This window comes from Streptomyces sp. BBFR25, assembly GCF_044590125.1.
GTDB lineage: Bacteria > Actinomycetota > Actinomycetes > Streptomycetales > Streptomycetaceae > Streptomyces > Streptomyces canus_D.
On record NZ_CP172447.1, the window covers coordinates 2,000,948 to 2,025,628 of the forward strand.

General features: G+C 73.4%; 24 protein-coding genes and 2 pseudogenes. 11 read left to right on the top strand and 15 right to left on the bottom strand.

Going from position 1 to position 24,681, the window contains the following annotated elements:
• Window positions 1–34: 34 nt before the first annotated feature.
• From ACGH52_RS09045 to ACGH52_RS09060, 4 genes are all read right to left on the bottom strand, one after another.
• Window positions 35–1,486, bottom strand: a complete 1,452-nt coding sequence (locus ACGH52_RS09045) for a CitMHS family transporter (protein WP_399938516.1) — start codon at window positions 1,484–1,486, stop codon at window positions 35–37.
• A gap of 123 nt (window positions 1,487–1,609) precedes the next feature.
• The gene (locus tag ACGH52_RS09050) at window positions 1,610–3,853 is read right to left on the bottom strand and encodes a molybdopterin-dependent oxidoreductase (RefSeq protein ID WP_399938517.1); all 2,244 of its coding nucleotides are present in this window, start codon (window positions 3,851–3,853) and stop codon (window positions 1,610–1,612) included.
• 112 nt (window positions 3,854–3,965) lie between these two features.
• The gene (locus tag ACGH52_RS09055) at window positions 3,966–4,583 is read right to left on the bottom strand and encodes a TetR/AcrR family transcriptional regulator (RefSeq protein WP_121704158.1); all 618 of its coding nucleotides are present in this window, start codon (window positions 4,581–4,583) and stop codon (window positions 3,966–3,968) included.
• Window positions 4,584–4,686: 103 nt separating this feature from the next.
• Window positions 4,687–5,256: a hypothetical protein gene (locus ACGH52_RS09060; protein ID WP_399938519.1), complete on the bottom strand. Its 570-nt coding sequence runs from the start codon at window positions 5,254–5,256 to the stop codon at window positions 4,687–4,689.
• Between the two features lie 188 nt (window positions 5,257–5,444).
• On the opposite strand from ACGH52_RS09060, the gene hmgA reads away from it, so the two are divergent.
• Genes hmgA through ACGH52_RS09075 form a run of 3 tightly spaced genes read left to right on the top strand, consistent with a single transcriptional unit; the run spans window position 5,445 to window position 8,720 of the window.
• Window positions 5,445–6,761: a homogentisate 1,2-dioxygenase gene (gene hmgA / locus ACGH52_RS09065; protein ID WP_076973631.1), complete on the top strand. Its 1,317-nt coding sequence runs from the start codon at window positions 5,445–5,447 to the stop codon at window positions 6,759–6,761.
• Window positions 6,762–6,787: 26 nt separating this feature from the next.
• Window positions 6,788–7,537: a GntR family transcriptional regulator gene (locus ACGH52_RS09070; protein WP_076973632.1), complete on the top strand. Its 750-nt coding sequence runs from the start codon at window positions 6,788–6,790 to the stop codon at window positions 7,535–7,537.
• Between the two features lie 22 nt (window positions 7,538–7,559).
• On the top strand, window positions 7,560–8,720 hold the full coding sequence (locus tag ACGH52_RS09075; protein ID WP_399938521.1) for a type ISP restriction/modification enzyme: 1,161 nt from the start codon (window positions 7,560–7,562) through the stop codon (window positions 8,718–8,720).
• Between the two features lie 43 nt (window positions 8,721–8,763).
• Here ACGH52_RS09075 and ACGH52_RS09080 read toward each other — a convergent pair.
• The 4 genes and pseudogenes from ACGH52_RS09080 to ACGH52_RS09095 form a co-directional block, all read right to left on the bottom strand.
• Window positions 8,764–8,904: pseudogene (locus ACGH52_RS09080) on the bottom strand (TetR/AcrR family transcriptional regulator); the annotation flags it as partial.
• Between the two features lie 211 nt (window positions 8,905–9,115).
• The gene (locus tag ACGH52_RS09085; protein WP_003977105.1) at window positions 9,116–9,385 is read right to left on the bottom strand and encodes a hypothetical protein; all 270 of its coding nucleotides are present in this window, start codon (window positions 9,383–9,385) and stop codon (window positions 9,116–9,118) included.
• 115 nt (window positions 9,386–9,500) lie between these two features.
• Window positions 9,501–10,319, bottom strand: a complete 819-nt coding sequence (locus ACGH52_RS09090; RefSeq protein ID WP_399938523.1) for an anti-sigma factor domain-containing protein — start codon at window positions 10,317–10,319, stop codon at window positions 9,501–9,503.
• On the bottom strand, window positions 10,316–10,858 hold the full coding sequence (locus tag ACGH52_RS09095) for a sigma-70 family RNA polymerase sigma factor (protein ID WP_210976778.1): 543 nt from the start codon (window positions 10,856–10,858) through the stop codon (window positions 10,316–10,318). The genes ACGH52_RS09090 and ACGH52_RS09095 overlap by 4 nt, the downstream gene beginning before the upstream one ends.
• Before the next feature lie 227 nt (window positions 10,859–11,085).
• Between ACGH52_RS09095 and ACGH52_RS09100 the strand changes: the two are divergent.
• Window positions 11,086–11,280 (top strand): annotated as a pseudogene (locus ACGH52_RS09100) (serine/threonine protein kinase); the annotation flags it as partial.
• Window positions 11,281–11,614: 334 nt separating this feature from the next.
• Here the strand turns inward: ACGH52_RS09100 and ACGH52_RS09105 are convergent.
• Complete coding sequence (locus ACGH52_RS09105; protein ID WP_121704154.1) at window positions 11,615–12,421, bottom strand: SGNH/GDSL hydrolase family protein; 807 nt, start codon at window positions 12,419–12,421, stop codon at window positions 11,615–11,617.
• 217 nt (window positions 12,422–12,638) lie between these two features.
• On the opposite strand from ACGH52_RS09105, the gene ACGH52_RS09110 reads away from it, so the two are divergent.
• The gene (locus ACGH52_RS09110) at window positions 12,639–13,733 is read left to right on the top strand and encodes a DUF5925 domain-containing protein (RefSeq protein ID WP_059299730.1); all 1,095 of its coding nucleotides are present in this window, start codon (window positions 12,639–12,641) and stop codon (window positions 13,731–13,733) included.
• 34 nt (window positions 13,734–13,767) lie between these two features.
• Window positions 13,768–14,601: a DUF72 domain-containing protein gene (locus ACGH52_RS09115; protein ID WP_399938526.1), complete on the top strand. Its 834-nt coding sequence runs from the start codon at window positions 13,768–13,770 to the stop codon at window positions 14,599–14,601.
• Here the strand turns inward: ACGH52_RS09115 and ACGH52_RS09120 are convergent.
• Window positions 14,592–14,957 (bottom strand): GntR family transcriptional regulator, encoded by a 366-nt coding sequence (locus ACGH52_RS09120; RefSeq protein WP_399938528.1) that lies wholly within the window; start codon window positions 14,955–14,957, stop codon window positions 14,592–14,594. The genes ACGH52_RS09115 and ACGH52_RS09120 overlap by 10 nt on opposite strands.
• A gap of 71 nt (window positions 14,958–15,028) precedes the next feature.
• On the opposite strand from ACGH52_RS09120, the gene ACGH52_RS09125 reads away from it, so the two are divergent.
• Both ACGH52_RS09125 and ACGH52_RS09130 read left to right on the top strand, forming a co-directional pair.
• Window positions 15,029–15,955, top strand: a complete 927-nt coding sequence (locus tag ACGH52_RS09125) for a GNAT family N-acetyltransferase (protein ID WP_121704152.1) — start codon at window positions 15,029–15,031, stop codon at window positions 15,953–15,955.
• The gene (locus ACGH52_RS09130; RefSeq protein ID WP_399938530.1) at window positions 15,936–16,436 is read left to right on the top strand and encodes a DUF402 domain-containing protein; all 501 of its coding nucleotides are present in this window, start codon (window positions 15,936–15,938) and stop codon (window positions 16,434–16,436) included. The genes ACGH52_RS09125 and ACGH52_RS09130 overlap by 20 nt, the downstream gene beginning before the upstream one ends.
• 39 nt (window positions 16,437–16,475) lie before the next feature.
• On the opposite strand, the gene ACGH52_RS09135 is transcribed toward ACGH52_RS09130, so the two are convergent.
• Entirely contained in the window at window positions 16,476–17,093 is a 618-nt protein-coding gene (locus ACGH52_RS09135; RefSeq protein ID WP_399938532.1) for a class I SAM-dependent methyltransferase, read from the bottom strand.
• A 151-nt stretch (window positions 17,094–17,244) separates the two neighbouring features.
• On the opposite strand from ACGH52_RS09135, the gene ACGH52_RS09140 reads away from it, so the two are divergent.
• Window positions 17,245–17,379: a hypothetical protein gene (locus ACGH52_RS09140; RefSeq protein ID WP_003977094.1), complete on the top strand. Its 135-nt coding sequence runs from the start codon at window positions 17,245–17,247 to the stop codon at window positions 17,377–17,379.
• Between the two features lie 24 nt (window positions 17,380–17,403).
• Here the strand turns inward: ACGH52_RS09140 and ACGH52_RS09145 are convergent, their stop codons facing one another.
• Window positions 17,404–17,871: a GNAT family N-acetyltransferase gene (locus ACGH52_RS09145; RefSeq protein WP_059299736.1), complete on the bottom strand. Its 468-nt coding sequence runs from the start codon at window positions 17,869–17,871 to the stop codon at window positions 17,404–17,406.
• A gap of 178 nt (window positions 17,872–18,049) precedes the next feature.
• Here ACGH52_RS09145 and ACGH52_RS09150 point away from each other — a divergent pair, with 178 nt between their 5' ends.
• Window positions 18,050–19,111, top strand: a complete 1,062-nt coding sequence (locus ACGH52_RS09150; protein ID WP_121704150.1) for a lytic polysaccharide monooxygenase — start codon at window positions 18,050–18,052, stop codon at window positions 19,109–19,111.
• Between the two features lie 89 nt (window positions 19,112–19,200).
• On the opposite strand, the gene ACGH52_RS09155 is transcribed toward ACGH52_RS09150, so the two are convergent.
• Entirely contained in the window at window positions 19,201–19,647 is a 447-nt protein-coding gene (locus tag ACGH52_RS09155; protein ID WP_121704149.1) for a MarR family winged helix-turn-helix transcriptional regulator, read from the bottom strand.
• 101 nt (window positions 19,648–19,748) lie between these two features.
• Here ACGH52_RS09155 and ACGH52_RS09160 point away from each other — a divergent pair, with 101 nt between their 5' ends.
• Window positions 19,749–20,123, top strand: a complete 375-nt coding sequence (locus ACGH52_RS09160) for a cupin domain-containing protein (protein WP_059299739.1) — start codon at window positions 19,749–19,751, stop codon at window positions 20,121–20,123.
• A gap of 12 nt (window positions 20,124–20,135) precedes the next feature.
• On the opposite strand, the gene ACGH52_RS09165 is transcribed toward ACGH52_RS09160, so the two are convergent.
• Both ACGH52_RS09165 and ACGH52_RS09170 read right to left on the bottom strand, forming a co-directional pair.
• Window positions 20,136–21,104: a DNA polymerase thumb domain-containing protein gene (locus ACGH52_RS09165; RefSeq protein ID WP_121704147.1), complete on the bottom strand. Its 969-nt coding sequence runs from the start codon at window positions 21,102–21,104 to the stop codon at window positions 20,136–20,138.
• Complete coding sequence (locus ACGH52_RS09170; protein ID WP_399938535.1) at window positions 21,101–24,658, bottom strand: DNA polymerase III subunit alpha; 3,558 nt, start codon at window positions 24,656–24,658, stop codon at window positions 21,101–21,103. Before ACGH52_RS09170 ends, ACGH52_RS09165 begins: the two co-directional genes overlap by 4 nt.
• Window positions 24,659–24,681: the final 23 nt, after the last annotated feature.

The window sequence follows — 24,681 nt, forward strand, 5'->3', positions numbered from 1 at the left end:
CCTTTCCCGACAGTCCCTGGACGATCTGCGACGGTCAGATGATGCCGAACAGGATGCCCGCCGCGAGGATCACCAGGCTCGTCAGGACGGCCCACTTCACCACGAACCGCGTGTGGTCGCCGAACTCGACCTTGGCCATGCCGACCAGGACGTACACGGCCGGGACGAGCGGGCTGGACATGTGCAGCGGCTGTCCGACGATCGAGGCGCGGGCGATCTCCAGCGTCGACACGCCGTGTGCCTGACCGGCCTCCGCGAGCACCGGCAGGACGCCGAAGTAGAAGCCGTCGTTCGACATGAAGTAGGTGAGCGGCAGGCTCAGCAGGCCGGTCACCAGGCCCATGTGCGGCCCCATGCCGTCGGGGATGGTGTCGACGAGCCAGTTGGCCATGTGGTCGACCATGCCGGTGCCGGTGAGGACGCCGGTGAAGACGGCGGCGGCGAAGACCATGCCGGAGACGTTGAGGACGTTGTCGGCGTGGGCCGCGATGCGGGCCTTCTGGTCGGGGATGTGCGGGAAGTTGACCGTGAGGGCGAGCGCGGCGCCGAGCAGGAAGAGCACCGGGATCGGCAGCAGCTCCATGATCATGGCGGTGAGCAGCGCGACCGTGAGCAGCGCGTTGAACCAGTACAGCTTGGGACGCAGCGTCGGCCGGTCGGGGTCGAGGCCCTTGAAGTCGTCGTCGGACTCGCCGTCATGGGCGGCGGCGACATCACCGGAACCGCCGGTGCCCGCGCCACCCCCGGGCGCCTTGTCCGTACCGGCACCGGAGGCCGAACCCGAACCGGCACCAGCACCCGCACCCGCACCCGCACCGACCAGCACCGTCTCGCTCTCCGGCTCCCGCGCCAGCACCTCGTCCAGCGACAGCGTCCCCACCCGCCGGCGCTCGCGCAGACCGAGCACGTACGCCAGGACGACGACCGCGACGAGGCCGACGGCCAGGGCCGGGATCATCGGGACGAAGATGTCGGTGGCGTCGACCTTCAGCGCGGTGGCGGCGCGGGCGGTGGGGCCGCCCCAGGGCAGCGTGTTCATCACGCCGTTGGCCATCGCGGCGACACCGGTCATCACGACCAGGCTCATCTTGAGCCGCTTGTACAGCGGGTACATCGCCGAGACCGTGATCATGAAGGTGGTGGAGCCGTCGCCGTCCAGCGAGACGATCGCGGCGAGCAGGGCCGTGCCGACGACGATGCGCATCGGGTCTGCCTTGCAGAACTTCAGGATGGCCCGGACGATCGGGTCGAAGAGCCCGACGTCGATCATCACACCGAAGTAGACGATCGCGAACATGAGCATCGCCGCGGTGGGGGCGAGGCTGGACACGCCGTCGATGACGTAGTCGCCGAGATGGGCGCCCTTGCCGACGAGCACGCAGAACAGCGCGGGAATCAGCACGAGCGCCGCGATCGGCGACATCTTCTTCATCATGATCAGGACCAGGAAGGTCGCGATCATGGCGAAGCCGAGGATGGTCAGCATGAGTGAGTACCTAACGTTCGCCCTTGAACATCCCACCGGGGCAGGCGGTGCGAGCGACGTTAGGGGGCGTAAGGGAGCGTTAACAAGACTTTGACATGCGAGCAATAAGCGCAAAACTCCAGGTCACAGCTCTGCGCCGGTCAGCGGTGTGAGCGTTACGGGTACGCCGTTGAGGACGGCGTTGCCCGAGAGCGGGTCGAGCGTGCCGCCGTCGAGGAGCTGGTTGACGTTGACGCCGGGATCGGCGGCGGCGTGCGTCTGGCGGGTGCCGGGCCGGTCGTGGCCCCAGCCGTGCGGGAGGCTGACCACGCCGGGCCGGACGGTGTCGGTGACCTCGACGGGGACGGTCACCGCTCCCCCGGGCCCCGTCACGCGCACCGGTTGCGCACCGCGCACACCCAGCCGTTCGGCGTCCTCGGGATGCACGTGCAGGGTGCAGCGGTTGGAGCCGCCGGTCAGGGTGGGGATGTTGTGCATCCAGCTGTTGTTGGAGCGCAGGTGGCGGCGGCCGACCAGGACGAGCCCGGCGGGGCGTGCGGCGCGGGCCCGCACGAGGCGCGGCAGGTCGGCGGCGATCGGACCCGGCAGCAGTTCCACCTTGCCGCTGCGGGTCTTCAGCGGCTGCGGCAGGCGCGGGCGCAGCGGGCCGAGGTCGATTCCGTGCGGGTGGGCGAGGAGGCGTTCGAGGCTGAGCCCGTCCGGCCGGGCGCCGAAGCCGTCGCCGTAGGGGCCGAGGCGCAGCATCAGGTCGAGCCGCCGTTCGGGGCCGTCCTCGCCGGTGAGCAGGGCGGTGAGTTCACCGGGGTCGCGGCCGTGCACGGGTGAGTGCGGCTCCTGTACGGCCTTGGCGAGGGTCTGCTCGATCACCAGGGCGTCCACGGCGCCGGGGTCGGTGCCGTGCGCGCCGGTGACGGCCAGGGTGAGCCGGGCGAGGATCTCCGTCTCGGCCATCCTGCCGGGCTCCAGCGGGACGGCGGGGCGGGTGTAGCGGACCTGGTTGCGCACGGCGAGGGTGTTGAAGGCGAAGTCGTGGTGCGGGCTCTGGGCCGGCGGGGGCGGCGGCAGGACGACGTGGGCGTGGCGCGAGGTCTCGTTGAGGTAGGGGTCGACGCTCACCATGAAGTCGAGGGAGTCCAGCGCCTTGTCGAGCCGGTCGCCGTCGGGCGCGGACAGCACGGGGTTGGCGGCGACGGTGAGCAGCGCGCGGACCGGTTCGCCGGTGCCGGTGGCGGTGTCGATCTCCTCGGCGAGGGCGGACAGCGGCAGCTCGCCCTTCGCCTCGGGGTGTCCGCTCACCCGGGAGTGCCAGCGGCCGAGCGCGAACCCGCGGCCGGGTCCGGCGGGGCGCGGGGTCCGGTCGGTGGCGGCCTGCGGGAAGAGCGCGCCGCCGGGCCGGTCGAGGTTGCCGGTGAGGATGTTGAGGACGTCCACGAGCCAGCTGGCGAGGGTGCCGTGCGCGACGGTGCAGCTGCCGATGCGGCCGTAGACGGCGGCGGTGGGGGCGGCGGCGAGTTCGCGGGCGAGGGCGCGGGTCACGTCCGGTGCCACGTCGCAGGCGGCGGCGACGGACTCGGGGGTGAAGTCGCGCAGGGCGTGGCGGACTTCGCCGACCCCCTCGACGTGCGGGGCGAGGGCGCCGAGGTCGACCAGGTCCTCCTCGTACAGCACGTGGGCCATCGCGGCCAGCAGCAGCGCGTCGGTGCCGGGGCGGATCGCCACGTGCCGGTCGGCGAGCTTCGCGGTGCGGGTGCGGCGCGGGTCGACGACGGTGAGGGTGCCGCCGCGGGCCCTGAGCGCCTTGAGCCGGCCGGGGAAGTCGGGGGCGGTGCACAGACTGCCGTTGGACTCCAGCGGGTTGGCGCCGAGCAGGAGCAGGTGGTCGGTGCGGTCGAGGTCGGGCACCGGGATGGCGTTCGCGTCGCCGAAGAGCAGCCCGCTGGAGACGTGCTTGGGCATCTGGTCGACGGTGGACGCGGTGAAGAGGCTGCGGGTGCCGAGGGCGCCGAGCAGGACGTTGGGGTAGAGGGCGCCGGCCATGGTGTGGACGTTGGGGTTGCCGAGGACCACGCCGACGGAGTGCGGCCCGTACCGCTCGAAGAGGGGCCGGACACCGGCGGCGACCGCGTCGAAGGCCTCTTCCCAGGTGGCCTCACGCAGCTCACCGTCCCTGCGCACCAGGGGCGCGCGCAGCCGGTCGGGGTCGGAGTCGACGGCCCCGAAGGAGGCGCCCTTGGGGCAGATGAAGCCGCGGCTGAAGACGTCGTCCCGGTCGCCGCGGGCGGCGGTGACCGTGGTGCCGTCGACGGTGAGGGCCAGGCCGCAGGTGGCCTCGCACAGGGGGCAGATACGCAGGGCGGTGCGGGGCACGGGTCCTCCCGGGAGGGCGGCGGCGTTGACCTCTCGGCGCGAGCATACCGACCGGTAGGCATGTTGGGGAGGCCCTGCACCGAATGCCGCGTGAACGGTGGACGGAGGCCCGTCAGTCCAGGACCCGCCCCAGATACGCCCGCAGCAGCTCCCGGGCCTCTTCGATGATCTTCTCGTCCCCGTCCGGGGCGACCCGGAAGGCGAGTTGTACGAGGGTGTCGGCGGTCTCCACGGCGACGAGGAAGACGCGGCGCATGTCGTCGTCGGGGCGGCGGCCCAGGTAGCCGGAGAGCAGTTCGGTGAGCCGCTCGGCGACCCGGTGGTTGGGGACGGCGTGGCGGTCGCCGACCGGTATCTGGTTGCCGAAGTCGATCAGGGAGAAGCCGGGCGCGGTCCGCTTCATCGCGAGGTACTCGTCGAGCACGGCGTCCAGCGCACCGCGCCAGCCGCCGTCGCCCGTCTCCGTCAGCCGTTCGGTCACGCGCTCCGCGTAGCGCTCCAGGTTGCGCTGGGCCAGGGCGTCGGCCATCTGCCGCTTGTTGCCGAAGAAGCGGTACACCGATCCGATGGGGACGTCCGCGCGCTGTGCCACGGCCCGGGTGCTCAGGGCGTCGTAGCCCACCTCGTCGAGGAGGTCGGCGCAGGCGTCGAGGATGCGGGTCAGCCGTTCGGCGCTGCGCCGCTGCACGGGGGCGCGGCGGAGCGGGGTCGCATGGGACACGCTGCTCATGATGCCCTCCAGGACCGGCCGGGTGAACCGTGACCTCCGGTACGGCCGGGGGCACCGCCGGGGCCCGGCCCTCCGACGCATCGCGTGAGCAGAGCCGCCGCGCTCATCGGTCCGCCGCCGGTTCGGTGACCTTCGACCCCTCGATCTCCTCCGGCCGCGTCGCCCCGGTCGGCTCGGCGTCCGACGCCGTGATGTCCGCCGTGCTCTCGACGGGCTCGCCGTCGACGGCCCAGACGGTGTCGTCGTCCGCGTACAGGCGGACGGTGATCTGGTGGGTGCCGCGCGGGACCAGGCCGGCGGGCAGACGGTAGCGGGGGCCGCGCAGGCGGGTGAGGAGGTCGCCGTCGAGGAAGAGGTGGGCGACGCCGCGGCCGGCCACCGCCTTCGCCTCCGTGCCGCCCGGCGAGAAGCGGAAGTCGCGGACGGTCAGGCGGACGTCCCAGCTGTCGTCGGCCTCGGGCTGCACCTCGATCCCGACCTCGGGGGCGTGCTCGGCGGCCACCTCGCGGTAGCGCCGGCCCTCCTCGTCGGTGGCGTCGAGCAGCTTGCCCACCGGCGTGGCCGAATCACCGGCCTCCGGTTCCTCCACGTCACCGGAGCCGCAGCCCGCCGATCCCGTCAACAGCAGGACACAGACCGCGAGCACGGCGAGCACTCCCCGCGTCCACGACATGACGCGAGACTAGAACACGGGTCCGACACTCCGGATCCCCCGGGGGTCTGGTTCCGGTCATCCTCACGACGTACGACGGAGAAGGCGCGGAGCGGGGAAGTCCTCTTGTGCCCCCTTGCGCACGGGAAACCGCAATCCTACGGTGTGCCATAGGAATCGGACGGGAACGGGTTGCGAGGGAGCGATCGATGAGCGGGGACGCGCGCAAGACCGCGGAGGGACTGGCCTATCTGTCCGGTTTCGGCAACGAGCACAGCTCGGAGGCCGTGGCGGGCGCCCTGCCCGAGGGCCGGAACTCGCCGCAGCGGGCGCCACTGGGCCTGTACGCGGAGCAGCTGAGCGGCACGGCGTTCACGGAGCCGAGGGCGCACAACCGGCGCTCGTGGCTGTACCGCATCCGCCCGTCGGCCGCGCACCCGGCGTTCACCCGTTCGGGCAACGGCACGATCCGCACGGCGCCCTTCAACCAGGCCGTGCCGGACCCGAACCGCCTGCGGTGGAACCCGCTGCCGGTGCCCGGGCCCGCCACCGACTTCGTCGCGAGCCTGTGGACGCTCGGCGGCAACGGCGACGCGACCCAGCGCACCGGCATGGCCGTGCACCTCTACCACGCGACGGCGTCCATGGAGCGCGTCTTCAGCGACGCGGACGGCGAGCTGCTGATCGTCCCGGAGCGCGGCGGACTGCTGCTGCGCACCGAGTTCGGGCTGCTGCACGCCGAGCCGGGCCACGTGGCACTGATCCCGCGCGGGGTCCGCTTCCGCGTGGAGTTGCTGGACGAGGACGCCCGCGGCTACGTCTGCGAGAACTACGGCGCCCCCTTCCAGCTCCCCGACCTCGGCCCGATCGGCGCCAACGGCCTCGCCAACGCCCGGGACTTCCGCGCGCCGGTCGCCTCTTTCGAGGAGGACGAGGGTCCGGTGGAGGTGGTCAACAAGTTCTGCGGCAACCTGTGGACCGCCGAGTACGACCACTCCCCGCTGGACGTCGTCGCCTGGCACGGCAACCACGTGCCGTACGTCTACGACCTGCGCCGCTTCAACGTCATCGGCACCATCTCCTACGACCACCCGGACCCGTCGATCTTCACGGTGCTCACCTCCCCGTCGGACACGCCGGGCCTGGCGGGCGTGGACTTCGTGGTGTTCGCGCCGCGCTGGCTGGTGGGCGAGGACACCTTCCGGCCGCCGTACTTCCACCGCAACGTGATGAGCGAGTACATGGGCCTGATCGAGGGCGCCTACGACGCGAAGGCGGAGGGCTTCGTACCGGGCGGCGGCTCGCTGCACAACATGATGTCCGCGCACGGCCCGGACCGGGAGACCTTCGACCGGGCGAGCGCCGCCGAGCTGAAGCCGCAGCGGATCGACGACGGGCTGGCGTTCATGTTCGAGACCCGGTGGCCGGTGACCCTCACCCCCCAGGCGGCCCGCGCCGAGCACCTGCAACCCCGCTACGACGACGTCTGGCAGGGCCTGGAGCGCCACTTCCGCCCCTTGCACTGAGGATTGCCTACCGGTACGGATGGCCCGTGACCTCCTTCGCCCCGGACTCCATCGTCCTGAACCGCAAGCTGCCGCTCTGGTACCAGGTGTCGCAGTCGCTGCGCGCCTCGATACTCGGCCGCTCGCCCCGGGACCCGCTGCGTCTGCCCACCGAGGAGCAGCTGGCCGGGCACTACGGGGTGAGCGTGCTGACCATGCGGCAGGCGCTGAAGGAGCTGGAGGACGAGGGGCTGATCACCCGCCACCGCCGGCGGGGCACGTTCATCGAGCCGCACGCCCGGCGGGGCGCCCCGGTGCGGCTGCTCGGCTCGGTGGACGCGATCGTGGCCCAGCAGTCCGGCATGAAGGCCGAGCTGCTGGACCACGGCACCGCTCCCGTGCCGTCCGAACTCGCCGAGTTCTTCCCGGAGCTGCCCGAGGTGGCGACGTACCACCGGCTGCGCTGCGACGAGAAGACCGGCGAGCCGACCAACCACGCCCGCAACTACGTCCGTCCCGAAGTGGCCGGGCGCATCGACGTGGACGACCTCACCCGGTGGCCGATGACCAAGGTGCTGCGGGACGTGGTGGGGATGGACATCAGCCGGATCACGGACACCGTCGAGGCCCGGCTCGCCGACCCGGAGACGGCGCGGCTGCTCGAAGTCCCGCTGCTCAGCCCGATCCTGCATTACACGGGCATCACCTACGACAGCGCGGGCCGGGTCCTCGACGTGGCCGTCATCCACTACCGGGGCGACCGCTTCTCCTTCACGGTCACCCTGGATGCCACATGAGGCCGCGCCGCCCCGTCGTACGATGCCCGGCGTGACGCACGACGACGCCCCGCCGCTGGCGGACCTCATGCCGTGGTCCGTCGCACCGCCGCGGCTCGGCCGGGGGTGGCCGGCGGCTCCCGACGCGGCGTCCCTCAAGGCCCGCTGGGACGCCCTGCTGAAGGCCGAGGGACCCGACCGCGCGACCCTGTTCGAGCCGACCCGCTCGCGCACGCCGTACTCGGCGGTCGGACGGCTGCCGGGCGGCGCCGGGGGCACCGAGCGGCTGGCGCGCGCCACGGGGCCCTGCCCCGAGCCGGTCCGGGTGCTGCGGGCGCCGTTCGACGAGCAGTGGCTGATCCCCGACCACCGGCTGATCGACGCGGCCCGTCCGGAGCTGTGGCGGGTGGCGGACGAGCGGCAGGTGTTCGTCGTGGAGGTGCCCGACGCCGCCGGCGGGCCGCTGCTCGTCGGGACCTCGCTGCTGCCGCTGTTCGGCCCGGCCCGCGTCCGCCCGCTGCACCGGCGCCCCGGCGGCGCGGAGCCCAACCTCGCCCCGGGCCTCCTGGACCACCTGGCCGCCCGCCTCGGCCTGCGCCCCGGCCCACTGGACGTGCTCGCCTGGTCGGTGGCGGCCGTACGGCCCGGCGCGCTGGTCCCGCTCACCGCGGACCCCGCGCTGTGGGAACGCGGGGTCGCGCTGGGCCGCCGCGCCCTGTGGCTGATGCGCCGCGACGGGGAACGCCCCAAGCTGCCCGGCGGCCGCCGCCCGTACGTCCGCGCCCCGCTGCCGCCGCGCCCGCTGACGCTGCGCTACGACCGGGACGAGGAGGCCCTCTTCCTGGACGAGGGCCGCGTCTCCCCCGTGCCGCCCGGCGCCTGGGACTTCGAGGTGGGCGGGGTCCGGGTGCTCGAGCAGTGGTTCGCGGCCCGCACGGCCGAGGGCGAGCCGGGCACGCTCACCGCGATCCGTCCGGCCGGCTGGCCGCAGTCGTGGACGTCCGAGCTGCTGGAGCTGATCACGGTCCTGGCGCTGCTCGCCGAAGTACGGCAGGAGTGCCGGGAGTTGACAGTCACGGACGGGATCACCGCCACCGAGCTGCGCGCGGCGGGCGTCCTGCCGGTGCCTGCGTCGGCCCGCCGCCCCGCCTCCGTCCTGGACGACCGGGAGGAGGGACCGGAGGGGCAGCTGGCGCTGCTGTGAACCCCTGCGGAGGCGGGGCCCCGCTCTCGGCGGTGGCGATCTCGCCGTGGGGCGCCTCGAAGGGGTCGAGGCAGGCCAGGCAGTGCTCCAGGTGGCGCAGGGCGTTGGGGCTGAAGCCGTAGACGGGGGACATCAGGCGGGGCAGCCAGGTGTGGCGGTGCGTCAGGGCGCGGTTCCGGTGCGCCGGTCCGCGCGCGGAGACCGCTGAACGAGCCGGGGCACGTCACCGCCGGTGGGGAGACGGCGGGACGGACCTACATACGGGCGTACGGAGCCGGGTGTACCGGGATCGAGCCGCGCTCGGGAGCACACCGGAGCGCCGCTGCGTGCCGTGGGGATGACGGACGAGTGCAGCGGCGCCGCGCCGGGAGGTGTGACCTCCGGAGCGCGGGCCCTCAGTTGCCGCCGAACAGCGAGCGGCGCAGACGGCGCAGTGGCGCGAACAGCGAGACCCGACGCACCCTGGCGCCCCTGTTGCTGCGCTTGTGCGCGGGCTCACGCGCGGTCAGCTCACGCATCAGCGACGTCGCCTCCACGGTCTCCCGCGGCGGGAGGGCGGGCCCTCCGAGTACCGCGAGATGACGGTCGAGGCGCGAGCTGGTCGCGCTGCTCCCGCAGGTGATCGCAGGGACCCTTGCCCTGCTGCGCACTGTTATCTGTTCCATGTCACTCCCCACCCGTACGAGTCCACCCGGCCCGGGCAGGGTAACCCTATCGCCCCGGTACGGCATGCGTGTATCGCGGTCACAGGATTCACCTTCCCCGTAAGGGGGTTGACGATTACTCTCCGAATCCGACAGATTCCAGGGCGAGTTGGACGACCGGCTCACTCGTCGGCAGGTCCGACCCCCCGCCGGGTTCGACCGTCACCGCGAGTGACGAGGCGGAGCGGCCGAGGCCGGAGGCGATCAGGGGCGTGTCGCCGTCGAAGAGCCCGAGGGAGCGCGGCTGGGCGCCGGGGCGCATCAGCCACAGTTGGCGCACGCGGTCGCCCGACGGCTCCCCGTACCCGCTGAGGGTCACCACCGCGCGCCCCCTGGAGGCGGAGGCGACCACCGCGACACCGCGGCCGCGTGCGTCCGCGCCGCGCGTCGCACGGACGTCCGGAGCGGCGAGAACGTGGGCGATCTCACGTGTCCGGTCGCGTGCGATGTCCAGCTCGTCCTGGGTGTGGTCGGCCCGCACGGCGAAGAGCGAGGCGACCACGAGCGCCGCGGCGGCCGTCACCGTGGCGAGGGGTACGAGCAGGGGACGCGGCCGGACCCCGCGGGAGTGCTCGGCCGCGGACCGCCCGCACCACACGTGGGCCGGCAGGCGCAGGACGGGCCCGTCGGCGGGCGCGGGCTCCTGCGCCGTGGCGCGTACGGCGGCCAGGACCCGCTCGCGCAGCGCGTGCGGCGCCGGGGCGGCCGTGGACCAGGCCAGCCGGACGGCGTCCTCGGACAGCGTCCGCACCTCGGCGGCGCACCGGCCGCAGCCCGCCAGGTGCCGTTCGAAGCGGACCCGTTCGGCGCCGTCCAGGGCGTCCAGGGCGTAGGGGGCGGCGAGTGAGTGGAGGGTGCCGCGGCGACGGACCGGCAGTCGGCCGAAGGGGCTCATGCGGCGCCTCCCAGGCAGTCGCGCAGGCGGCCCAGTCCGTCCCGCATCCTGGTCTTGACCGTGCCCAGCGGGAGGCAGAGGCGCTCGGCCACCTCCCGGTAGGTGTAGCCGTCGTAGTAGGCGAGGGTGACCGACTGGCGCTGCAGTGCGGTCAGGCGGTCGAGGCAGCGCCGCACCCACTCGCGTTCGAGCCCCGCCTCGACCTCCTCCGAGACCTGGTCGAAGGCGGGGTGGTGGGCGCGGCGGGCCTCGCGCCGTTCGCGTTCACCGGCGGCGCGGGCGCTGCGCACCCGGTCGACGGCGCGGCGGTGGGCGACGGTGAGGATCCACGACAGGGCGCTTCCCCGGCGCGGGTCGAACCGTGCCGCGGACCGCCAGAGTTCGAGCAGCACCTCCTGCGCCACTTCCTCCGACTGGGCGGGGTCGCGCACCACGCGCAGCACGAGCCCGAACACCGGCCCCGACACCTGTCCGTACAGCTCCTCGAACGCCTTCTGGTCGCCGTCCGCCACGAGCACCAGCAGCTCGTCCGCCTCCACCCGGTCCCCCTCTCCGCGGACCGCGTCCGGCCCGTCGACGTCACCGCCGGGCGCGCGCGACGGCACGCCCTCCGCAGGGGTTACGGACGGGCGGCCCGAAAACGCCAGTCGCGGGGCCGGATCGGCGTCAGGGGGGCGGCATCCGCACCGGGCTGGGCTACTTTGTGAAGGGTCCGCGCGCGACGTCATAGGGGGCGACCGTGTCCGGAGAACCCGACGGTGAGCGTGTGATCGCCGGCCGCTACCGGCTCCTGTCCCCGCTCGGCGAGGGCGGCATGGGCACCGTGTGGCGCGCCCGCGACGAGGTGCTGCACCGCGAGGTCGCAGTCAAGGAGGTGCGCGCCCCCACCGGACTGCCGCGGGCAGACGTCGGGCGGATGTACGTCCGGCTGGAGCGCGAGGCGTGGGTGAAGGTGTCCGTGACGGGCTCGCGCACCCACTACTCGGGTGACTGTCCGGCGCCGCACGACCGGGCGCCCTGTTCACGGCGGCGTTCACGGTGGGGCGGCTGCCCGCGGAGGTCGGCTGCCGTTCGCGTCGGGACACCGTGGTGGTGACGACGCACGACGACAGCGGCGCGTTCGAGAGCGCCGTGCGCGTGGAGGTGCGGACTCCGGTGCGGGCCACGTCGAACGCGGTGGCGTTCTCGGTGACCTGCGGGACCGGGACGGAGACGGATACGGAGACGGAGACCCCGACAGGCGGGGCCTCCCCCTCCGCTTCTCCTTCCGCACCTTCTTCCGCTTCCGCCTCCGGTCAGGCGGCGCCGTTGAGGGCCGGCAGGTAGCCGCCGGACTGGCCGGCCGCGGTGGGGTGGTACGACTCGCCGATGTTCAGCCAGTTGACGCTGTGCAACCAGGGGCTGCCGGAACACAGCTCGTGGCCGGTGAAGGGAGTGCGGACGTCGCCGAAGGTGAAGCCGTGGGCGGCGGCGCGCTGGGCGATGACGGTGTTGAGGTGGTCGGAGGCGTCGTTGATCGCCTTCCGCTTGGTCTCGGACAGGCCGAGGCAGCTGGTGCCGAGCTTGTAGACGCGCGGGTAGCCGATGACGACGACGTGGGCGTTGGGGGCCTTGTCGCCGATGGCCGAGTAGACGCCGTCGAGCCGGCCGGGCAGCGTCGAGTCGACGTACGCCTCCGCGGTGGCGATCCGCGACAGGCAGGAGCTGTCGGACTGGAGCACACACGTCGTCATGACGTCGGCGAACCCGGCGTCGTTGCCGCCGATGCTGATCGAGACGAGGCCGGTGCTGGTGCCGAGCGGGCCGAGCTGTCCGGCGAGAACATCACCCGTACGGGCGCCGGAACAGGCGGTGAAGTCGAACGTGGAGGGCGAGTGGGCGGCCGCCCACAGGTACGGGTGGGCCTTGGTGCTGCGCTTGCAGTCGCCACTCGAGCTGATGTAGCTGCCCGCTCCGACCCCGGAGGAGTAGGAGTCGCCGAGGGCCACATAGCCGTCGGCTGCGGCGGGTTGGGCCGCCTGGGCTGACGCGGCCCCGGTGAGGGCGGCGCCGGCGGCGAGGACGAGTGAACTCAGAAAGCCGACAAGTCGGGAACGTCTCATGGAACCTCCCTTAGCAGGATTGCTGCCACAACCGTGGTAGCGGCTACGCGCGTTGACTGGAAGTGTCCATGCCAACGATTGGCTGACACTCGTTCAAGTTCGGACGAAAATCGGGCGTTTGAACGGCCGTCGGGGCGCGACGCCCTCGGGCGTCCGTGCCGCGCGTGTGCCCGGGAAAGCGGGTGCATGCGGCGGCCGGGTGCCGGATCATGGCGGCATGTCCGTGAACCCGCACGAAGTCCTGCCGATCCGGCTCAACGTGGACGACAGCGACTCCCCGTCCGACGTCGTCGACGCGCTGTTCCTCGGCCGTTTCGCCACGGGTGAGCAGCCGTACTCGCACGCGGCGAACATCGACCGCGTACGGTCCGGTGCCACGCTGCTGCCGTCCGGCGCCCGCGTGCTGCGGCTCGCCCGGGACGACGACCGCAGCGCGACGCTGGCGGAGGGCGACGGCTGGACGCTGCTGATCTCGCGCTGGAACCGGGGCGCCGACGTCACGGTGACGGCGACCAGCGCCGACCTCGCCGAGAAGGTGCTCGCCGAGGCGACGGACGGGGCGGCGGACGAGCCCGAGCCGCAGCCGGAGAACGTGACGATGGGCTTCTGGTACGTCTCCCCGCGGCGCGGCCCGCACCGCACCACCCGCCAGATCGCGGCGGGCACCTGGGACGAGGTCCGGGCCAACTACACGGCGCCGGTCGCGGAGGCGATGGACAGTCTGATGAAGACGACGCCGGAGGACATCGCGGGCCGGCTGCTGCTCCTGCACGGGCCGCCGGGCACCGGCAAGACCTCGGCGCTGCGCACGCTGGCCCGTTCCTGGCGGGACTGGTGCCAGGTGGACTGCGTACTGGACCCGGAGCGGCTCTTCTCCGACGTCGGCTATCTGATGGACATCGCCATCGGCGAGGAGGACGCGGCGGGCAAGGGCCGCTGGCGGCTGCTGCTGCTGGAGGACTGCGACGAACTGATCCGCGGCGAGGCCAAGCACACGGCGGGCCAGGCGCTCTCCCGCCTGCTGAACCTCACCGACGGGCTCCTCGGCCAGGGCCGCAACGTCCTGGTGGGAGTCACGACCAACGAGGACCTGGAACGGCTGCACCCCGCCGTCGTCCGCCCCGGCCGCTGCCTGGCCCGCATCGAGGTCGGCCCGCTGACCCGGCGGGAGGCGGTGGACTGGCTCGGCACCGAGGAAGGGGTCTCCCGCGAGGGCGCCACCCTGGCGGAGCTGTACGCCCTGCGCCGGGGCACCTCGCCGACCGCGCTGCCGGAACCGCGGGCGGGCACGGAGGCCGGGCTGTACCTGTAGCCCGCCGCCCGCGTTCCGGTGCTTTGATGAGGGTATGACCCTGTTCGTCGGCACGTCGGGCTGGCAGTACCGGGACTGGCGGGAGGCCCTCTACCCGTCCGGTCTGCCGGTCCGGCGCTGGCTGGAGCACTACGCGGCCGCCTTCGCGACGGTCGAGATCAACAACGCCTTCTACCGCCTGCCCACCCGGGAGACCTTCGCCGCGTGGCGGGACCGCGTCCCAGCGGACTTCACGGTCGCGGTCAAGGCCAGCCGCTACCTGACGCACATCAAACGCCTGCGCGACCCGGCCGAACCGGTCGACCGCCTGATGACCCACGCGGCCGGCCTGGGCGACCGGCTCGGCCCGGTCCTGCTGCAACTGCCGCCGACCCTGCGCGCCGACCCGGACCTCCTGGACGCCTGCCTGGCCTGCTTCCCGCCCGGCACCCGGGTCGCGGTGGAACCCCGGCACGCGTCCTGGTGGACGCCCGAGACCCGCGAGGTCCTGGTCTCCCGGCAGGCGGCCCTGTGCTGGGCGGACGTCCGCGCCCGCCCGGCCACCCCGCTGTGGCGCACCACCGACTGGGGCTACGTCCGCTTCCACGAGGGCCGGGCCGCCCCCTGGCCCCACTACGGCCGCCGCTCCCTGGCCACGTGGATCGACCGCATCGCAACGACCTGGCCGGACACGAGCGACGTCTACACCTACTTCAACAACGACCCGAACGCGGCAGCGGTGACCGACGCGACGCTGTTCGCCAGACTGGCCCGCACTGCGACCCTGACGGTCACCAGAACGCCGCAAGGGGCGCGGGGAACTGCGCGACCAGCCACGACGCACCCGCAGCTGACGAACAACCCCAACCCGAACGGCGCTCACCCATAAGCCGCCCGCAGAGCATCCCGCACCGCGGCGAGCGCGTCCCCCTCGCTGAGCCCGAGCCGCCGAGCCCGCTCGGCAAACCCCTGGGCCGCCGCGGCAACCTCCCGCTGAGCCGCAGAGCCCGCCGCAGCGACGAACGTCCCGTTGCGCCCCCGCGTCTCGATCACCCCGTCCGCCTCCAGCGCCCGGTACGCCTTGGCGACCGTGTTCGCGGCGAGCCCCAGGGACTCGGCGAGTCCGCGCACGGTGGGCAGCCGGTACCCGACCGGCAGCGCTCCCGACCGCGCCTGCTCGGAGATCTGCGCGCGCACCTGCTCGTAGGGCGGCGTGCCGTCGTCGATGTGGATCTTCAAGGTCACCCGGCGATTGTCCCGTATCCCCGCGAAAATGAGAGGCACCCGACCGCCCGGCCGCCGTAGCGTGCGCCCCCATGACCGTTCTTGTACGCGATCTGCGTTCCGACGACCCGGCCGATGTCAGGGCCTTCGCCCAGGTCCGCCATCGGGCCCTGCCGTTCATCCTGTGGACGCCGGAGGCCGTCGTGCACCGGCTCGTCCACACCCACCCGGACGCCCGGAGCCGGTCCCTGGTCGCGGAGGAGGACGGGGAGGTGATCGGCACGGCGCAGATCGGGCTGGTGCACGACAGCCCGGAGCCCGGCCAGGCCTTCCTGAACGTCTATGTCGATCCGGAGCGGTTGCGGCGCGGGGCCGGTGGGCTGCTGGTGCGTACGGCGGAGGAATACCTGACCGGCGAGGGGGCGACGAAGCTGTACTCCTGGGTGCTGGACGGCCCCGCCCACCTGGCCTTCGCCGAGCGGCACGGCTACGAGCGCAGGCGCGCCGCGCACTTCCTGCGCCTCGACCTGGCGAACGCCGCGCTGCCTCCCCTGTGGTCCCCTCCGCCGGGTGTCGAGCTGCGCACGGCCGCCGACTACGCGGACGATCCCCGGCCCGTGTTCGAACTGGACGCGGAGACGGTCGCGGACGAACCGAGCGACGTCGACGTCGAGTTCTCGGACTACGAGGCCTGGCTCGCGGAGACCTGGCGGCACCCGCTGCTCCACCGTGAACTGACCACGGTCGTGGTCGTCGACGGCCGTCCGGCCGCCTTCAGCGTCGCCTACACCGACGGCACCCGGTACGCGACCGCGATGACGGGCACGGTCCGCGCGCACCGCGGCCGGGGCCTGGCCAAGCTCGCCAAGACCGACTCCCTGCACCGGGCCCGCGCGGCCGGGTACACCGAGGCACTCACCGGCAACGACACCGACAACGGCCCGATGCTCGCCATCAACAAGTGGCTCGGGTACGAGATCTGCGCGACGGAGGTGCGCCATGTCCGCGAACTCGGCTGAGCCGGCGACCGAGGTGAGCGTCGCGCTGGTCAAGGCAGGCCGTACGAAGATCCGGTACGCGGCCACGCTGCTGCACGACGACGGCACCCGCCTCGCCGTCCGCGCCCCCTGGGCCGGTGACGGCGTACGCGACTTCGGCTTCGTGCGCTTCGAGGCCGGGGATGTCTTCACGGAGTACTACTGGCGCGACCGGTGGTACGCGGTGAAGGAGGTCCGGACCGGGGCCGGTGTGCTGAAGGGCTGGTACTGCGACGTCACCCGCCCCGCCGTCCTGACCGGCGCGGAACTGGTCGTCGAGGACCTCGACCTGGACCTGTGGCGCTCCGCCGACGGCACGGACGTACGACGCCTGGACGAGGACGAGTTCGCCGGGAGCGGGCTGGCGGACCGGGATCCCCGGGCCGCTGCCGCCGCGGTGGCCGCACTGGACGAGCTGGAGCGGCTGGCCCGCGGGGACGGCTTCACCGGCCTGCTGGAGTGACGGCTCCACCGGCCGGTCGGCGCAGCCCCGCCGCGCGACTCACCCGTACGTCGCCACCACCGCGTACCGCTCGTCCGTGACCTTCCTGCCCCACAGCGAGGGGTCGTCCGACAGCCGCTCCACCCGCGCCTGCCCGGCGAGCGGGTCGAGCAGGGCGGTGAGCCGGTCGGCGGGTATGCCAACCGGGGAGACGCTCCCCCACACGCCCTCGACCAGGACCAGCCGCCCTCCCGGGCGCAGCAACTGCCACCAGTGGCGCAGGGCCCGGCCGGGATCGGGCAGCGTCCACAGGACGTGCCGGACCAGCACGGCGTCGAAGCGCTGCTCGCCCACGAGCGGTGCCGCGGCGTCACCGGCGAGGAACACCGCGTCACGACCGGCGAGTTTGGTCCTGGCCAGCTCCACCATGGCCGGGGAGAGGTCGACACCGGTGACGCGGTGCCCCTGTTCGGCCGCGAGGAGTGACAGGCTGCCGGTGCCGCAGCCCAGGTCGAGGACGTCGCCGGGCCGCCCGGGCAGCCAGGAGGCCAACCGGGCGGCCCAGGCCCGGCGTACGTCCGCGTCGCGCAGGCCGTGGTCCGGTTCGTCGTCGAAGGAGGCGGCCAGCGCGTCCCAGTCGGTACCCGGCGCGGTCGCTCCGTCACTGTTCCCACTCATGCGCCCAGGGTGACACCCGCCACTGACAACGGAGTCGGGGCGCGGGAACGTGACAACCGCCACTGACAGGTATGCATCGATGAGTGAGTCTCGGGGAAAGGGTCTACCTCCGTGAGAACGCGGAACCCGGTGGATCCGTAAGGAGGCAGCCATGCGCCGTCTGACCGTGCAGAAGCCCCTGAAGAAGACCGACGCCCGCCGAGTCCGCGAGGAGATCGACGAGCGCCCCTCGGGGCGTCCGGAGGTCCGCAAGGACATCGCGCGCACCTGGTGGCCGGAGAGCTGACCGGCAGGCCCGGCATGAGACGCCTCAGAGCAGCCGCTTGCGGTAGTGGACGCGGTCGTAGGGCCCGTCCACCCGGCGTTCCACGACCTCGTACCCGTACCTCGGGTAGATCTCCTGGTTCTCCCACATCATCGCGTTCGTGTAGAGCCTGACCTCGGGCAGGCCCAGCGCCCGCGCGTGCGCGTCCACGAATCCCAGCAGCCGCCGTCCCACCCCTCTGCCGTGCGCGTCGGGGTGGACGGCGACGCTGTCGAGGAAGAGATGGTCCGCGTGCGCCTCCACGACAACGAGGCCCACGGGGCCCGCCAGGCCCGTGCCGGGCTCGTCGGCGACGAACACCTTCCCCGCCGCCACGTCCGCCGCGTGGTCCGCCTCCATGGGCTGCGGCACCACCCCGATGCGCTCGACGTAGGGGCGGTACGCGGCATCGGTCACGGCCCGCACCGCCGGCACGTCCGCGGTGACCGCCTGCCGGATCTGCTCTCGTTCCATGCCGCGAACGGTAGCTACCTCAGCCCAGCCTGAGCACTCCCTTAACGGGGCCATAAGGATCTCCGTCACCCGCCTCCAGCAGGCGATTGCGCGGTCTCCTGGGGCTAGCTTGCTGATCAACCCCACGGGTTCCGGCCCGAGTTCCCGCATCCCCAGTGACCGTTTCGAGGAGTTCCCCATGCCCGCACCCTCCGCGCCCCGCAGGGTCGCAGCCGTCGCCGTCGCCGGTCTCGCCCCGCTCGCCCTGACCACGTTGGCCGCCGCCCCCGCCGCGGCGCACGGTTCGATGGGCGACCCGGTCAGCCGGGTGTCGCAGTGCCACGCCGAGGGGCCGGAGAACCCGAAGTCGGCGGCGTGCAGGGCGGCGGTCGCGGCGGGTGGCACCCAGGCGCTCTACGACTGGAACGGCATCCGCATCGGGAACGCCGACGGCAAGCACCAGGAACTGATCCCGGACGGCAAGCTGTGCAGCGCCAACGACCCGGCCTTCAAGGGCATGGACCTGGCCCGCGCCGACTGGCCCGCGACCGGCGTGAGCAGCGGCTCGCACACCTTCAAGTACCGCGTGACGGCCCCGCACAAGGGCACCTTCAAGGTCTACATCACCAAGCCCGGCTACGACCCGTCCGAGCCGCTCGGCTGGGGCGACCTCGACCTGTCCGCGCCGGTGGCGACCGCCACCGACCCGGTCGCCTCGGGCGGCTTCTACACGTTCTCCGGCACCCTGCCCGAGCGGTCCGGCAAGCACCTGCTGTACGCGGTGTGGCAGCGCTCGGACAGCCCGGAGGCGTTCTACTCCTGCTCGGACGTCTCCTTCGGAGGCGACACCGGCAGCGGCGGCGATGCGGCAGCCGGTGACGCCACCGCGTCCGGCGACTCGGCCGGTGGCGCTGCGCCCGCGCCGGAGGCATCCGTGCCGTCCGAGGAGCAGCTGGCGGCCGCGGCCGACAAGTCGACGATCGAGCACCACGGTCACGGCGACCAGGACGCGGAGACCACCACGGACCCGACGGGCGCCCCGGCCACCCCTCAGGCCCCGGACGAGGCCTCCGCCAATGCCGCCGAACCCAACCAGGTCAAGGCCGCCGGCGGGGGCACCGAGAACCTCGCCGAGACCGGCGGGGACAGCAGCACGCCGTACCTCGCGGTCGGCGGTGCCGGTGCCCTGGCCCTGGGCGCGGCCGTCCTGTTCGCGTCGGTCCGCCGACGCGCGGCGAGCGGTGGCCGGCACGGCCACTGACCCGGAGCACGGGGGCGCGGGGGAACGCGGGGTCCGTCCGGCGGCTCAGGCCGGGCGGACCCCGCGTGTGCTTCCAGGGATGGCCGACGTCACCAGGTGGGCCGGATCGGCCCGCCCGGCGCCACCCGCAGCAGGCTGTCGGCCAGCGCGCGCACCCCGTCCTCGCCGAGCACCTCGGCCCACGCGCCCACGGCCTCGGCGGCCGCCGCCTCCGCGGCCCGCGTGCAGGCCCACCCCGCCTCCGTCATGACGACGAGCCGGGCGCGCGCGTCGGCGGGATGCGGCCGGCGCTCCGCGAACCCCTTGCGGACCAGTTCGTCGACGAGCTGACTGGCGGCCTGCTTGGTCATCCCGAGGTGCACGGCCAGGTCGGTGACCGTCGCGCCGTCCGGGGCGAGCCGGACGAAGGCGAAGCCGTGCGCGGGCCGCACCCCCTCGAAGCCGCGGGCGACGACACCCTCGTGGATGCGCTGCGTGAGTCCGCCGGCCGCGGCGAGCAGGGCGGCGGTGAGGGCCATGGCGTCGGAGTTCTGCACGAGCGCATTGAAACACCCTTGACACATTGGTCAAGGAGCTTGACCATAAGAGTCGCAGTAGTAGTCAAGCTGCTTGACCATAATTCCAGAGGAGTGCCGTCATGCCCGTCGTCCGCTCGTCCGAAGGCATCACCCACGAGATCCACGGCGCCCGTTTCGTCTCGTACGCCCATCCCCGCGTCGGCAGCAAGGACCTGTGCGCCTGGCGGGGCGAGATCCCGGCGGGGACGCAGGCGCCCGCGCACACCGTCGACCGGGAGGAGATCTTCCACCTGCTCACCGGCGAGCTGCTGATCACCCTCGACGGCCGCACCGAGCGCGTCACCGCGGGCGACACGGTGATCATCAACCCCGGGGCGACCCTCGCCGTCGAGAACCCCACCGCCCGGACCGCGACCTCCTGGGTCACCACCTCCGTCGGCCTGACGGCGGAGCTGGCCGACGGCACCCGCCTCACTCCCCCGTGGGCCAACTGACCCGCGGGGGCCTCACGCCGCCAGCGACCCCGGCATCACCGCCCTCGGCCCGAACTTCGCCCGCGCGCGGTCCGCGACCTCCTCGATCCGGCGGACCTTCTCGTCCACGGGGTCGAAGGTGAGCTGGTGGGAGGCGTGTTCGGCGGACGTGAGGCTCTCCGCGCGCAGGGCGATCGAACGGACCCGGGCGCGCTGGAGACCGAGCGCCTCGTACAGGTCGTACGCGGTCCGGGTCAGCGCCGCCGAGTGCGCGGTCGGCTCCTTCAGGGTGCGGCTGCGAGTGGTGGCGGAACGGTCGGCGTAGCGGACGGTGAGGGTGAGGGTGCGGCAGACCTTGTCCACGGCGCGCAGCCGGGCGCCCAGCTCCTCGGCGGCCGAGAGCAGGGCGCGGCGGTGCCGGTCGGGGTCGAGTTCGTCGCGGTCGAAGGGGCGGTCGGCGGCCAGGGACCGGGAGACGCCGTTGGGGACGACCCGGCCGCGGTCGACGCCGTTCGCCTTCTCGTGCAGCTCGCGGCCGGTCCTCGCGCCGACCAGGCGCTGGAGCGTGGACAACGGCGCGGCGGCGACCCGGCCGAGGGTGTCGAGGCCGTACTCGCACAGCGTGCGGGCGGTGGCGGTGCCGACGCCGGGCAGCGCGGCGACCGGCTTTCCGGCGAGGAACTCCCGCTCCTCGCCCTCCGGTACCGCGCGGGTCAGCCCCGGCCGGGCGTCGCGCAGCGCCATGCGGGCCAGCATCGGGCCGGGTCCGGCGCCGATCACGCAGTCCACGCCGTACAGCGCGAGGGCGCGGACCCGGATCACCGAGGCCAGTTCCACGGCGTCGCGCCCGAAGTACCGCTCGGCGCCGCGCAGGTCGGCCAGCGCGCCGTCCGGCGGCAGCGCCTCGACGACCGGCGTGAACTCCTCCAACAGCCCGAGGAGCCGGGGCAGGGCCGCCTCGTACATCGGCGGCAGTTGGAAACGTACGCAGAGGATCGTCATCCCGCACTCCCCGGACTCTGGTGCCACAACTTCCTTCCGACCGCGGGCCCTTCGCCCGCGGGGCGCAGATCGGCCCAGGGGTGCATCTCGTACCCGGTGGACATGCGGATCCTCCGCTGCTCCATCGGGTCCTGGGCCGCGGAGCCGGCCGGCGCGGGCCGCCCGTCCGAACCGGCGAGGCGGCGGCGCGCCGGGCCGCCCTCGGGGTCGTCGCCCTCCTGGCCTCCGCCCGCCCCGGCCAGCCGGGCGGCGACTCCCTCCAGGCCCTCCTCCCGGCGCACCTCCAGCAGGTCGGCGAGGTTCCAGGCGGCGGAGCCGACCACGCTGAGGCTGCGCGGGCCGCGCCGCTGCACCACCCCGCGCACCAGCAGCAGCCAGGAGTGGAAGACGGTGTGCGCGCAGGCGTCGTGGGAGTCGTCGAAGAAGGCGAGGTCGACCAGGCCGGTGCCGTCGTCGAGGGTGGAGAAGATGACGCGGCGGCCGGAGCGGATCGGCGGGGTCTGGGTGGCCGCCTTGGCGCCCGCGACCAGCACCGTCTCCCCGTGCCGTGCCTCGCGCAGCCGCTTGGCCGACACCACGCCCAGCTCGCGCAGGAAGGTGCGGTGGTCGTCCATCAGGTTGCGCGAGGCGTCCATGGAGAGCACGCCGAGTTCGGCGCTGAGCTTCTCCTCGGAGGTGAGGTCGGGCAGCCCGGCCGACGCGGTCTTCCGGCCGCCGGACAGAGGGAGCTGGTCGCCGCGCCCGGCCCGGGCGCCGCGGTGCAGCTCGGTCAGGTGGAGTTGCAGGTCGCGGCGGTTGGCGCCGAACGCGTCCAGCGCGCCGACCTGGGCGAGCCGTCCGGCCAGCGGCCTGCTGGGGCGGGCCCGTTCCCAGAAGTCGAGCAGGGAGGCGTAGGGCTGCCCCTCGGCGATCCGTTCCGCCTCGGCCTCACTGATGCCGTGCACGTCGGAGAGGGCGAGGCGCAGGCCCCACGCGTCGGGCTTCCGTGACCGCGCTCCCCGTGATTCAGACACCAGTTCGATCCTGTGTGCGACCCCGGACTTGTTCACGTCCAACGGCAGGATCGGCACCCCGCGCCGCCGCGCGTCCGCCAGCAGCAGCCGCTTGGGGTACATGCCGGGGTCGTGGGTGAGCAACCCGGCGTAGAAGGCGGCCGGGTGATGGGCCTTCAGCCACGCCGACTGGTAGGTCGGCACGGCGAAGGCGACGGCGTGCGCCTTGCAGAAGCCGTAGCTGCCGAACGCCTCGACGATCTCCCAGGTCCGCTGGATCGTTTCCGCGTCGTACCCGTTCGCCGTCGCGTGCTGGGCGAACCACACCTTGATCCGCCCCTGCGACTCCGGGTCGGACAGCCCGCGCCGCACCCGGTCCGCCTCGCCGCGCCCGCAGCCGGTCATGATGGCCACGATGTCGATGATCTGCTCGTGGAAGACGACGACCCCGTGCGTCCCCTCCAGCGGCTCCGCCAGATCCTCGTGCGGGTAGCGCACCGGCGCCCGCCCGTGCCGGGCCTCGATGAACGGCCGCACCATGTCGGCGGCGACCGGGCCCGGCCGGAAGAGCGAGATGTCGACCACGAGGTCGTGGAAGGTCGACGGCTGGAGCCTGCCGACCAGGTCCCGCTGGCCCGGCGACTCGATCTGGAAGCAGCCCAGCGTCTCGGCGGACCGGATCATCCGGTACGTCGCCGGGTCGCCCTCCGGTACGGCGTCCAGGTCGACCTCGGTGCCCGTGGCCCGCTTCACCTCGGCGACCGCGTGCGCCATCGCCGACTGCATCCTGACGCCGAGCACGTCCAGCTTGAGCAGCCCGAGATCCTCCACGTCGTCCTTGTCGAACTGCGCCATCGGGAAGCCCTCGCCGCTGGTCGGCATGACCGGCGTACGGGAGAGCAGGGAGGCGTCGGACAGCAGGACGCCGCAGGGGTGCATGGCGACACCGCGCGGGAGGGCGTCCAGGCCCTCGACCAGCTCCCAGAGCTTGCCGTACCGCTCCTTCTCCCCCGCCAGCTCCTTCAGTTCGGGCAGTTCCTCCAGCGCCGCGCGGGCGTCGCGGGCGCGGATGTGCGGGAAGGACTTGGCGACGCGGTCGATCTCGGCCGGGTCCATGGACAGGGCGGCGCCCACGTCGCGGATGGCGTGGCGCACCCGGTACGTCTCCGGCATGGCGACCGTGGCGACCCGCTCGGTGCCGAACCGGCCGATGATCGCGCGGTAGACCTCCAGGCGGCGGGCGGACTCCACGTCGATGTCGATGTCGGGCAGCACGACCCGCTCCTTGGACAGGAACCGCTCCATCAGCAGCCCGTGCTCGACCGGGTCGGCGTGCGCGATGCCGAGCAGGTGGTTGACGAGCGAGCCCGCGCCGGAGCCGCGCGCGGCGACCCGGATGCCCATGTGCCGTACGTCGTCCACGACCTGGGCGACGGTGAGGAAGTACGAGGCGAAGCCGTGGTGGGCGATGATGTCCAGCTCGTGGTGCATCCGCTCCCAGTACTCCCGGTGGTCCGGCCGCCGGTCGTAGCCGCGCCGCACCATGCCGGCCGCCGCCCGGGAGGCGAGCGCCCGCTGGGCGGTGCGGCGGCCGGCACCCACGAGGTGCGGTTCGGGGAAGTGGACGGCGCCCATGCCGAGGTCGTCCTCGGGGTCGACCAGGCACTCGGCGGCCGTGGCCCGGGTCTGCTCCAGCAGCCGGTGTGCGGTGTCGCGCCGGAAGCCCGCGGACTCGACGATCCGCTCGGCGGCGTGCCGCATGGCACCGGCGTCCTTGAGCCAGGCCTCGCCGGAGTCCAGTTCCTTGGTGGCGTCGATCGGGACCAGGCGGCGGGCGGCGTCCAGGACGTCGGCGACCTCGCCCTGGCCGGGGTCGGCGTAGCGGACGGCGTTGGAGAGCACCGGCCGGACGCCCTGCTCGGCGGCGAAGCCCACCGTGCGGGAGGCCAGCCGCAGGGAGCCGGGGCCGGTGCCCTCGCGGCCGTGCCAGACGGCCTCCAGACGCAGGGCGTCGCCGTAGGCCTCCCGCCAGGGGGCGAGGAGCCGCGCCGCGCGGTCGGGGCGCCCGGCGGCGAGGGCGCGGCCGACGTCGGAGTCGGGGCCGAGCAGGACGGTCAGGCCGTCGGCGTGGTTGTCGGGCCAGGACAGCAGCGGGGTGCCCTCGGCCGTGTGGGCGGCGGAGACCAGGCGGCACAGGTCGGCCCAGCCGCGGGCGCCGTCGCGGGCGAGGAAGGTCACCCGCGGGGCCGACTCGTCGACGAAGGCGCCGCCGCGCACCGGGACGCGGCGCCGGTCCCGGCGTACGGAGGTCTCCGTGCGGTCGCGGTCGGTGGCCGCGGACCCGGGGGCCGCGACCGCCAGCTCCGCGCCGAACAGGGGGCGGACGCCCGCCTTCGCGCAGGCCTTGGCGAAGCGGACCGTGCCCGCGAGGGTGTCGCGGTCGGTGAGGGCGAGGGCGTCCATGCCCCGCTCGACGGCGCGCTCGGCCAGCCGCTCCGGGTGGGAGGCGCCGTAGCGGGCGGAGAACCCGGAGACGGTGTGCAGATGCGTGAAACCCGGCACACGCACCTCCCGACTCATGGACC

Excerpts from the sequence above, each read along its gene's own strand:
- ACGH52_RS09045 (WP_399938516.1), bottom strand. The coding sequence starts at position 1,486 with ATGCTGACCATCCTCGGCTTCGCCATGATCGCGACCTTCCTGGTCCTG.
- ACGH52_RS09055 (WP_121704158.1), bottom strand. The coding sequence starts at position 4,583 with ATGAGCAGCGTGTCCCATGCGACCCCGCTCCGCCGCGCCCCCGTGCAG.
- ACGH52_RS09060 (WP_399938519.1), bottom strand. The coding sequence starts at position 5,256 with ATGTCGTGGACGCGGGGAGTGCTCGCCGTGCTCGCGGTCTGTGTCCTG.
- hmgA (WP_076973631.1), top strand. The coding sequence starts at position 5,445 with ATGAGCGGGGACGCGCGCAAGACCGCGGAGGGACTGGCCTATCTGTCC.
- ACGH52_RS09075 (WP_399938521.1), top strand. The coding sequence starts at position 7,560 with ATGCCCGGCGTGACGCACGACGACGCCCCGCCGCTGGCGGACCTCATG.
- ACGH52_RS09085 (WP_003977105.1), bottom strand. The coding sequence starts at position 9,385 with ATGGAACAGATAACAGTGCGCAGCAGGGCAAGGGTCCCTGCGATCACC.
- ACGH52_RS09090 (WP_399938523.1), bottom strand. The coding sequence starts at position 10,319 with ATGAGCCCCTTCGGCCGACTGCCGGTCCGTCGCCGCGGCACCCTCCAC.
- ACGH52_RS09105 (WP_121704154.1), bottom strand. The coding sequence starts at position 12,421 with ATGAGACGTTCCCGACTTGTCGGCTTTCTGAGTTCACTCGTCCTCGCC.
- ACGH52_RS09110 (WP_059299730.1), top strand. The coding sequence starts at position 12,639 with ATGTCCGTGAACCCGCACGAAGTCCTGCCGATCCGGCTCAACGTGGAC.
- ACGH52_RS09115 (WP_399938526.1), top strand. The coding sequence starts at position 13,768 with ATGACCCTGTTCGTCGGCACGTCGGGCTGGCAGTACCGGGACTGGCGG.
- ACGH52_RS09125 (WP_121704152.1), top strand. The coding sequence starts at position 15,029 with ATGACCGTTCTTGTACGCGATCTGCGTTCCGACGACCCGGCCGATGTC.
- ACGH52_RS09130 (WP_399938530.1), top strand. The coding sequence starts at position 15,936 with ATGTCCGCGAACTCGGCTGAGCCGGCGACCGAGGTGAGCGTCGCGCTG.
- ACGH52_RS09135 (WP_399938532.1), bottom strand. The coding sequence starts at position 17,093 with ATGAGTGGGAACAGTGACGGAGCGACCGCGCCGGGTACCGACTGGGAC.
- ACGH52_RS09140 (WP_003977094.1), top strand. The coding sequence starts at position 17,245 with ATGCGCCGTCTGACCGTGCAGAAGCCCCTGAAGAAGACCGACGCCCGC.
- ACGH52_RS09145 (WP_059299736.1), bottom strand. The coding sequence starts at position 17,871 with ATGGAACGAGAGCAGATCCGGCAGGCGGTCACCGCGGACGTGCCGGCG.
- ACGH52_RS09150 (WP_121704150.1), top strand. The coding sequence starts at position 18,050 with ATGCCCGCACCCTCCGCGCCCCGCAGGGTCGCAGCCGTCGCCGTCGCC.
- ACGH52_RS09160 (WP_059299739.1), top strand. The coding sequence starts at position 19,749 with ATGCCCGTCGTCCGCTCGTCCGAAGGCATCACCCACGAGATCCACGGC.
- ACGH52_RS09165 (WP_121704147.1), bottom strand. The coding sequence starts at position 21,104 with ATGACGATCCTCTGCGTACGTTTCCAACTGCCGCCGATGTACGAGGCG.